General features: G+C 34.0%; 6 protein-coding genes and 1 pseudogene. All 7 read left to right on the top strand.

Features of this window, described 5'->3' with window-relative positions; genetic code table 11:
* On the top strand, positions 1–436 hold a 436-nt coding region (gene tssB / locus CYP77_RS07595), incomplete at its 5' end, for a type VI secretion system contractile sheath small subunit (RefSeq protein WP_103599733.1).
* A gap of 2 nt (positions 437–438) precedes the next feature.
* The gene (gene tssC / locus CYP77_RS07590) at positions 439–1,887 is read left to right on the top strand and encodes a type VI secretion system contractile sheath large subunit (protein ID WP_103565630.1); all 1,449 of its coding nucleotides are present in this window, start codon (positions 439–441) and stop codon (positions 1,885–1,887) included.
* An 8-nt stretch (positions 1,888–1,895) separates the two neighbouring features.
* On the top strand, positions 1,896–2,285 hold the full coding sequence (locus CYP77_RS07585) for a hypothetical protein (protein WP_012001091.1): 390 nt from the start codon (positions 1,896–1,898) through the stop codon (positions 2,283–2,285).
* The gene (tssF, locus tag CYP77_RS07580) at positions 2,285–4,003 is read left to right on the top strand and encodes a type VI secretion system baseplate subunit TssF (RefSeq protein WP_103565633.1); all 1,719 of its coding nucleotides are present in this window, start codon (positions 2,285–2,287) and stop codon (positions 4,001–4,003) included. The genes CYP77_RS07585 and tssF overlap by 1 nt, the downstream gene beginning before the upstream one ends.
* Entirely contained in the window at positions 4,000–4,896 is an 897-nt protein-coding gene (locus CYP77_RS07575; protein WP_103565635.1) for a type VI secretion system baseplate subunit TssG, read from the top strand. The genes tssF and CYP77_RS07575 overlap by 4 nt, the downstream gene beginning before the upstream one ends.
* Before the next feature lie 77 nt (positions 4,897–4,973).
* On the top strand, positions 4,974–8,462 hold the full coding sequence (tssM, locus tag CYP77_RS07570) for a type VI secretion system membrane subunit TssM (RefSeq protein ID WP_103599732.1): 3,489 nt from the start codon (positions 4,974–4,976) through the stop codon (positions 8,460–8,462).
* A 9-nt stretch (positions 8,463–8,471) separates the two neighbouring features.
* Positions 8,472–8,828 (top strand): annotated as a pseudogene (locus tag CYP77_RS07565) (FHA domain-containing protein); the annotation flags it as partial.

Genomic DNA, 8,828 nt, shown 5'->3' with positions numbered 1-8,828 from the left:
AACCAAAACAAACAACCAAGAAGCAGATGTTGAGCTTCCGTTAAAGCTGATGGTAGTTTCAAATTTAACTGGTGAAAACCAAACTCCACTTGAAGATCGCGAAGTTGTCTCTATAAATAAGATAAATTTCGATCAGGTTATGAAAAGTTTGGACATTCATACTGAATTTTCAGTGAAAAATAGACTAAATTCTGGTAGCGAAGATCTAAATATCGATCTTAACTTTGAAAGCATTCAGGATTTCAATCCAGACAATATCATCAACCAAGTACCTGAGCTAAAGAAGCTATTGCAGCTTAGAAAAGCTTTAGTTGCGTTAAAAGGACCTATGGGCAATATGCCTGATTTTAGAAAAGCAGTTTTAGAGGCTATTAAGGATGAAGATAGTAGAAAACAGCTTCTTTTAGAGCTTAAAGACGAAAAAGATAAGGAATAAAAATGTCTGAAACTAAAGTAAAAACTCCTATCATTGAAAGCATAATGCAAAGGAGCAAATATACAAAAGATGATGAAAGTTATAGCGTAGTAAAGCAAGGAGTTGCCGAGTTTATCTCAAATGTCATCACAACAAATAATGCTGAAGAGAAGATAAATAAGCTTGCGCTTGATGAGATGATAGCCCACATAGATACGCTTTTATCAGCTCAGATGGATGAAATTTTACACAATAAATCTTTCCAAGAGCTAGAATCTACGTGGCGTGGCATTAGATTTTTAGTCGAGAGAACAAATTTCAACGAAAATGTAAAGATCGATCTTTTAGACGCTACAAAAGAAGAAATTTTAGATGACTTTGAAAACAATCTAGATATAACTCAAAGCACACTTTATAAGCAAATTTACTCAGCTGAGTATGGTCAATTTGGTGGTGAGCCAGTTGGTGCGATAGTTGCTGATTATGAGCTAGATAAGTCAAATCAAGATATGACTTTCTTAAACAAAATGTCGTCAATTGCAGCGATGAGCCACTCTCCACTTCTAACTTCGCTATCTTCTAAATTCTTCGGACTTGATAACTTTGGTGAGCTTGAAAACATAAAAGATCTAAAGAGCCTACTTGAAGGCCCACAATACACAAGGTGGAGAACTTTTAGAGAGAATGAAGACGCAAAATACACAGGTTGTATGGTAAATAGATTTCTTACTAGATCTCCATATATCCCAGAAGACAATCCTATAAAAAGCTTTAACTACCGCGAAAGCGTCGATAAGCACGATGATATGCTTTGGGGTAATGGCGCTTATGCGTTTGCTACAAGACTTACAGAGAGTTTTGCGGACTATAGATGGTGCGGAAACATCATCGGACCAAAAGGTGGCGGCGCTGTAAAAGACCTACCAACTTATACTTATGAAAACTACGGAAGCGTTCAGACAAAAATTCCAACCGAAGTTTTGATCACAGATAGAAGAGAATTTGAGCTTGCAGAAAATGGCTTTATTACGCTTACACTAAGACGTGATAGCAATAACGCAGCGTTTTTCTCTGCAAACTCAGTGCTAAAACCTAAAGTTTTCCCAAATACTCCAGAAGGCAAAGCTGCTGAGACAAATTTCAGACTTGGCACACAGCTTCCATATGTATTTTTGATCTCTCGTTTGGCTCACTATCTAAAAGTACTTCAAAGAGAAGAGATTGGTACTTGGAAAGAGCGCAGTGATGTTGAGCGTGGCTTAAATGAGTGGCTAAGACAGTACATCTCAGATCAGGAAAATCCACCAGCTGATGTAAGAAGCAGAAGACCATTTAGAAGCGCAAAAGTCATCGTTAGCGATATAGCTGGCGAGCCAGGCTGGTATAAGATAGAGCTTCTAGCTAGACCTCACTTTAAATTTATGGGGGCAAATTTCGAGCTTTCTTTGGTTGGTAAGCTGGATAAAGAGTAAATTTAAGTATGTCGCTGATAGATAAAATTTTATATGAATTTAGTGATGAGTCAAAATTTCGTCCATATTTTAAAGATCTAGACAGCGACATCAAAGATCATATCGATACTATCTTAAACTCAAGGCTGGGAAACTACGGTCGTTTAAATGATAGTATCATCGATCTTTGGTCGGTTGGGGTCGAGATAAACGAGCTTGGCCATAGACTTGGCATGGCGATATATGAACTAATCACCTCAAACGAAAATAGAATAGAGATAACCTCTATCGGCTATGATGACTCGCTAAAGCCTTGGCGTATCATCTTTAACATAAACTATAAGCATAAAAACGACAATTTCAAAGAGTATTTGCTAAAGGTTATTTTTAAGAACAATAGATATTGTGAGATTTTATAATGGATTATAATGAAAATAATTTAGCTTATTTTCAAAAAGAGATGGCGTATCTTGACGAAACAAGAGCTCTTTTTATAAAGAATTTCCCAAAAGTTGCACCATTTTTAGATACTAAAAGCAAAGATCCTGATGTTGAGAGTATCATAGAAAATATGGCTATTTTAACATCAAGGATCAGACAAGAGCTAGATGAAAATATCCCCTTAATAGCTGAGTCTTTGATAAATATCTTAATGCCAAGCTATACCAATCCTTTCCCTTCAGTTTGCATGCAAGAATTTGCTCTAAGAGATGACTTTTCAGAAAAAAAAGAATTTATACCAAAAGGCAGCATCATAGAGTCAAAGCCTATAAACGGCGTAGCTTGTAAATTTCAGACGATATATGATGTAAATTTGCTTCCATTAAAGATATCAAAAGCTTTCATGTCAAACAACAAAAGCGACTATCTTTTAAATTTAAACATATCTATCACCAAAGATGAGCTTAGCACTAAAGAGCTTGATATTGATTTTTTAAATTTATATCTTGGCGATAACATATACTTCTCTTCAACTCTTTTGATGTGGCTAAAAAATTACTTAAAATTTATAGTTATAAGCTTTGAAGATAGCGATGAGGAGATAAAACTTGGAGCTGATAAGCTTAGCTTGGATGAATTTGATGAAGCTTTGATAAAGAGCGATGAGTTTGGTTTTGAGGCATTTGAGCTTATAAAAGAGCTTTCATATTTTTCATCTAAACTAAATTTCATCCGCATAAACGGACTTGGTTTTTTAAAGAGATTTGACGCAAAAAGTTTTAACATCAAATTTGTCTTTTCAAAAGATATGCCAAATGGCTATGTGCCAAGGCTAGAATATTTCTCTCTTTTTGCCACGCCAGCGATAAATTTGTTTGCAAAAGGCGCTGAGCCTATACAAAATAACAACAAACGAAGCGAATATAGAATTTTCATAGACCGCTCAAGCATAAATGCTTACGAGATAGTCTCTATCACAAAGGTCGTCGCTCACAGCAGCAATAATGAAAAAAGGATACTTAAAAACTACAAAAGCTTTGAGAGATTTGAGTTTTTAAATAGTCAAAGATCAAAGGACTATTACTTTGTAAGCAACAAAATAGATATGAAGTTAAACTCTTACAAAGAAATTTCATTTTTTAAAAATGACGCTAAAGAGCAGACCGTGAGCATCGAGACGCTTTGCTGTAACGGCGATCTACCAACCAATCTAAAACTAGGCGAGATAAACAAAATCCAAAATCACCAAGGCGTAGTAACCAAAAATTTAACCATCCCAACTAGCGTAAAACGTGTAAATGTAGATGGAAATTTACTCTGGAGGCTAGTTAGTATCTTGTCATTTAGCTATCAAAGCATACTAAATAAGGGCTCTTTTCTAGCACTGCTTAATGCTTTTATGCTGCCTGATGATGAGTTTTTGAAGAAATTTTCTAGCTCACTTTATGAGATAAAAACAAAACAGATCCACAGGGTCGATGGCGGTTTTGCAAAAAGAGGAGTGCTTTGTATATTTTATATAGATGAGAGCGAGTTTGAAAGCCTTGGAAATGTCTATGTCCTAGGTATAAATTTGGCTAAGTTTTTATCAAAATTTGCTTCCATTAACTCATTTTGCGAGCTTAAGTTAAAGTGTGTAAAGAGCAAAATTTTATTTGATTATGGGTTTTTAAGCGGTATGAAAGAGCTAGTATGAGCAAAGAGATAAGTCAAGCTTCTTTTTTTAAATTGATAAAAAATATCCTAAAAGATAGGGATAGGAGCGAGATATTTTTAAAAAATAGCTCAAGTTTTGCTTACCCGATCAAAGAGCTTGAGAGCTTAGATGAGCAAGAGCTTACAAAGATAATTGTAAATTTTATGGGTCTTTTAGGAAGTGGCTCGCATCTAACAAGCTACATTTTAGAGAAAATTTCAAAGACTAATGACAATAGCTATGAGTTATTTTTTGATTTTTTTGACAACTACTTGCTTTGGCTATTTTTTGATAGCATTAGCCTGAAAAACTACGCAAGATCTTTTGAAGATGAGCTTGATGATAAAATTTCAAAGATCTTACTTGATATGCTTAATATAAAAGATAAGCTGCTGGCAAAGAAATTTCTGCCATTTTCGCCACTTGCAGTTAGCCAAAGAAGGCCAAAAAAAGAGGTTGAATTTGCGCTTCAGAGCCATTTTGGGCTAAAAGACAAGCTTTTTATACTTGAAAATTTACCAAATCAAATTTTCATAGCTCCATCAAATTTAAACTCTTTAGGCCATAAAAATAGGACGCTTGGTAAAAATTTCATCCTTGGTAAAAAGCTTTTTGAAAAACAAACTAAGATCGCAGTCTTTATAAATGGCATAGAGTACGAAGAGGCTGTAAATTTCTTCCCAAAAAAAGATAAATTTAAGGAGCTACAAGAGACTCTTTCTTATTTTACTAATGATGAATTTGTTTCTGATTTATATTTGAAGATAAATTACTCTCATAAGATGCAGTTTAAGCTCGGGTTAAAATATACAAGTAGTCAAATTGGCTTTGGTTCAAGGCTTAAAAATGATAAAAAAATGTCAAATTTTATAAAATTTAGACTTTGTTCATAAAATTTAACTCCAAAATCAAAAAAATCTGATATAATTACATAAAAGAAATATATTTATTTGTAAAAGGATTTGCAGCTATGGCATTTATCGACTACTTACGCAGATTTTTCACATTTTTTAGGTTTAAACACAGTGTTGTTTTAGTAACCTCTATCGCTCTTAGTGTTTTGTTTTGGCTATATGCCCCGCTTGTAGCATTTAACGATATATATAGCTTTGCTAGCGTTAGTTCACGAGTTAGCGTGCTAGTTGCTTTTTGGGCAGTTATATTGTTTTTTGTCTTGCTCAGACCGCTGATGAACTATTTTGCATCACGCAAAGATGAGAAAAACGACAAACTAAAAGAGATAAAAAAAGAGTCAATGGATAGTTTTGGCAAAGCAAAGAGAAATTTCTTACTTTCGCTAAAAGATGCCAAAACGACTTGGAAAAAAGATATAAATTTCAAAAAATTGCCATTAATAATGATAATAGGCAACGAGGGCGCTGGCAAAAGTGCTTTTATAAACTATTCAAATATCGAATTTCCTCTATCTGATAGCCTAGATACTTATAAAAAGATACATCAAAGTACGACAAATTTTAACCTTTATGTATCAAAATTTGGAGCACTATTAGATACTGAGGGCATTCACTTTGCGCAAGAGAGTCTCTATCAGCCAACCGCAACAGAGGAGCTTCCTGAAGATGATGTAGAGAAAAACAGAGACTATCTACTTAAAAAAGGCGTTTGGAACGAGTTTTTACACTTTTTAAAGAGAAATGACTTTAACTCAAGACTAAGCGGCGCCGTGCTTATCATCGATACTAAAAAATTCCTAGAAGGCACTCAAGAGTATTTTGACGAGCTTATCAGATATATGGTAAAGAGGATAAACGACTGCGAGAAGCATCTTGGCATTAAATTTCCTATTTATGTAGTCTTTAGCAAGCTTGACCTCATAGATGGTATGGGTGATTATTTCAAATTATTTAATGAAGACGTGGCAAATAAAGCTCTTGGTATAAATTTAGACTCAAATTTCACCGCCCAAACACTTGAGACAGAGCTTAAAGGCTTAAGCGACTCACTATTTAAACATCTAATGAGCAAAAACTCGATCTCGCACATGCTAGAAGATAAAAAACGCTCATATCTGTTCTTAAAACAGCTTGAAAATTTCTTCGTGTTGGTAAAAGACTTTGTTACAAAGCTAAGCTCTCAAAATGCTCTTAAAAACACATCTGTTATAAATGGAGTTTATTTTGTAAGTGCATATCAAGAAAATATCCCTATAAACTACCTTACAAATACAATTTGTGATAAATATAGCATCAAAAAACCACTTCTTAGAGCGGTAAATAATTACAGCAAACAAAGCTATTTTGTAAAATCATTTTTAAAAGAGATCGCTTTTAAAGCAAATGTAACTAAATTTGGCGCTCAAAATAGATTTATTAAATTTATAAATTTCGCTCTAGTGGCTGCACTTTGTGTGGGAGTTTATTTTGGTTCTAGTTATATTTTAAATATCAAAAATACAAAAGAGCAAACTGCGGCTAACAACGTAGATAAAATTTCTAACTATCTTGATAACAAAAAGTATAAAGACCTTACCGCTACACAAAAGATCGAGCTTTTAAATCTTCTAAAACAAAGTCTAAATGACTATCCAAGGATCTTTAGTGGTGATACTAAATTTGAGTACATCACTCTTGATACCTCTTATAAAGGTTTTACGCCTGTTAAAGCGCTTTATTACGATCTTAGCGCTGACTTTTTCAAAAATACAGTTTTAACTGAGATGGAAAATATCCTAAAAACAGAGAGCGACCCAGATAAGCTTATAAAAGCCTTTTATATGTATGATTCACTTTTTGATAAAAACTATACAAATGTTGATCTATTTAAAATTTGGATAGCTGCAAACTGGGATAAATTTGAAAAATATGGCGTTGCCAAGGATGAGTTTTTAGCACACATTGAAGCTATTTTAAATGCTAAAAATTTAAGCATTTCAGCAGATCAGAGCGCCCAAAGTGCAGCAAATACCAAGCTAACACCTGTTCAAAGAGCAAAAAGGCTCTACTCGATACTTGAGTTTATCTCATTTAAAGATGAAAAATCATTCTACGACATCAAAAAAGAGGTTGAAAATTTAAACCAGGTAGTTCAAGAAAAAGAGGCATTTAATCCATTTAATAAAATTTATACAAAAGAAAATTTAAGAGATTTCTTGGCAAAACTTAGCTCAAACATCGATGAAACCGCAGGCATCGAGTCATGGCTGATGGATACCAACTCATCTTTAAAAGATATCAGCTCAAATGAGAAAAAAGAGCTAAGCATCGCAGTTGTGGAGCTTTACTTGCAAAACTACGCTGATAAATGGAACCAAATTTTAAGAGCGATCGAGCCAAATGAATTTGCTACTAAAAAAGAGGTTATCGATGAGCTTGAAATTTTGTCAAAAAGAGAAAACCCACTAAATTCTCTTATAAAATTAACTAATCAAAATACAAATTTAAATGATGAAAATTTACTAAAATACATCTACTCTCTAGGTTTTGCTTCAAGCGAGATAAAACGTGTATTTGCAGACTTTAGTACTAAATTTACAAACTATCATGCGCTAAATTCTGACGGATCGCTAGATCTTATCAGCAATGACGTCACAAATGTATATAAAAAAGTTAGCGACTATAACTTTGAGATGCTTCAAAGCAGTGACGACAAGATAGTTTATGAGATAAATGGCATAAAAAATGAGAATGACCCATTTATTGTGTTAAACAATGACGCTAAAAAGCTTCCAGATGAGCTAAATGAGTACTATCAAAAGCTATCAAAGCTTGCTTGGAAACAGGTAGAAAACGGAGCTTCATCGCTTTTAGCAACAGCTTATAAAGATGATGTTCTTGACGACTTTGAAAGTCTTATAAAACCTTATTATCCATTTAATGAAAACTCAGCAAAGGCCGTTAGTATCGAAGAATTTAAGAGATTTTTTGGCAAAGACGGAACTTGGAATAGCTTTTATGATAAGTATCTAAAACAAATTTTAAGCAAAACAGGCAGTGGCTACAAAGTAAGACCAAAATATGCAAAAGAGCTAAGATTTAATAAAAGTTTCCTAGAAAATATCGCTTATATCGATAGAATTTCAAATTTGATGCTTGATTCAAATGACGAGCTAAAACTAAACTATAACTTAAAAGCAGTTGATCTATCGGCAAATTTCAGCCACATAAATATAGGCTACGCAAATAACTCTTTGGCGTATGATCATACTATCCCATCAAATTTACTTGTATCAAGCAAAAGCTTTGATATCTCAACGCAGTTTAAATTTAATGCAGTTTCAAATGCAGGCAGTGATAAAAAAGAGATCAGCTTTGATGGTGAGTGGGGCTGGTACAAGCTCTTAAAGGCTTCAAATTTCAGCAGCATTGGCGTTAGTACGCTTAACTTTGATGGTAAAAAAGAGTCATATTTTGGCTTTGAAGTTACTCCAAATGGCGGAGAGCTTTTAGAGCTTATTAATATCATACCAACGATTGATTTACCAAGAAAGATGCTTTATTAAGGAAAAAATATGCAAGAAATAGCAGCGGTTATACAAAATTTTGATAAAGCTTCGAGCTTTTTGGCGCAGTATGTCATTTTTGATGAAAACGGTGGGGACATAGGCTCGCTAGATACGGTTAAATTTCCGTGCAGTGATACAAGCGGCTCTATAGCTTCAAAGCACGCTCATATAGGCTTTGAAGAGGGAGTTTTTACCATTTGCGGATATGAAGGATGCGAGATATTTTATAGCGATTCTTATTCGAAGTTGCCTGATGATTACGAAAGCGTGATAAATCCAGGAGATATTTTTAGGATAGGCGATCTTAAATTTATATTTATAGATCCTTCTAGGATAGACGAATATGTAGGCAAAGCTCACAAG

Origin of the sequence: Campylobacter concisus, assembly GCF_002913865.1 — a bacterium.
In the GTDB taxonomy this organism is placed as follows: domain Bacteria; phylum Campylobacterota; class Campylobacteria; order Campylobacterales; family Campylobacteraceae; genus Campylobacter_A; species Campylobacter_A concisus_AM.
Note: the sequence above shows the minus strand (reverse complement) of the source record. Positions and strands in the feature narration are given on the sequence as shown.

Bases quoted from the DNA above. Each gene is read 5' to 3' on its own strand.
- tssC (WP_103565630.1), top strand. From the start codon at position 439: ATGTCTGAAACTAAAGTAAAAACTCCTATCATTGAAAGCATAATGCAA.
- CYP77_RS07585 (WP_012001091.1), top strand. From the start codon at position 1,896: ATGTCGCTGATAGATAAAATTTTATATGAATTTAGTGATGAGTCAAAA.
- tssF (WP_103565633.1), top strand. From the start codon at position 2,285: ATGGATTATAATGAAAATAATTTAGCTTATTTTCAAAAAGAGATGGCG.
- CYP77_RS07575 (WP_103565635.1), top strand. From the start codon at position 4,000: ATGAGCAAAGAGATAAGTCAAGCTTCTTTTTTTAAATTGATAAAAAAT.
- tssM (WP_103599732.1), top strand. From the start codon at position 4,974: ATGGCATTTATCGACTACTTACGCAGATTTTTCACATTTTTTAGGTTT.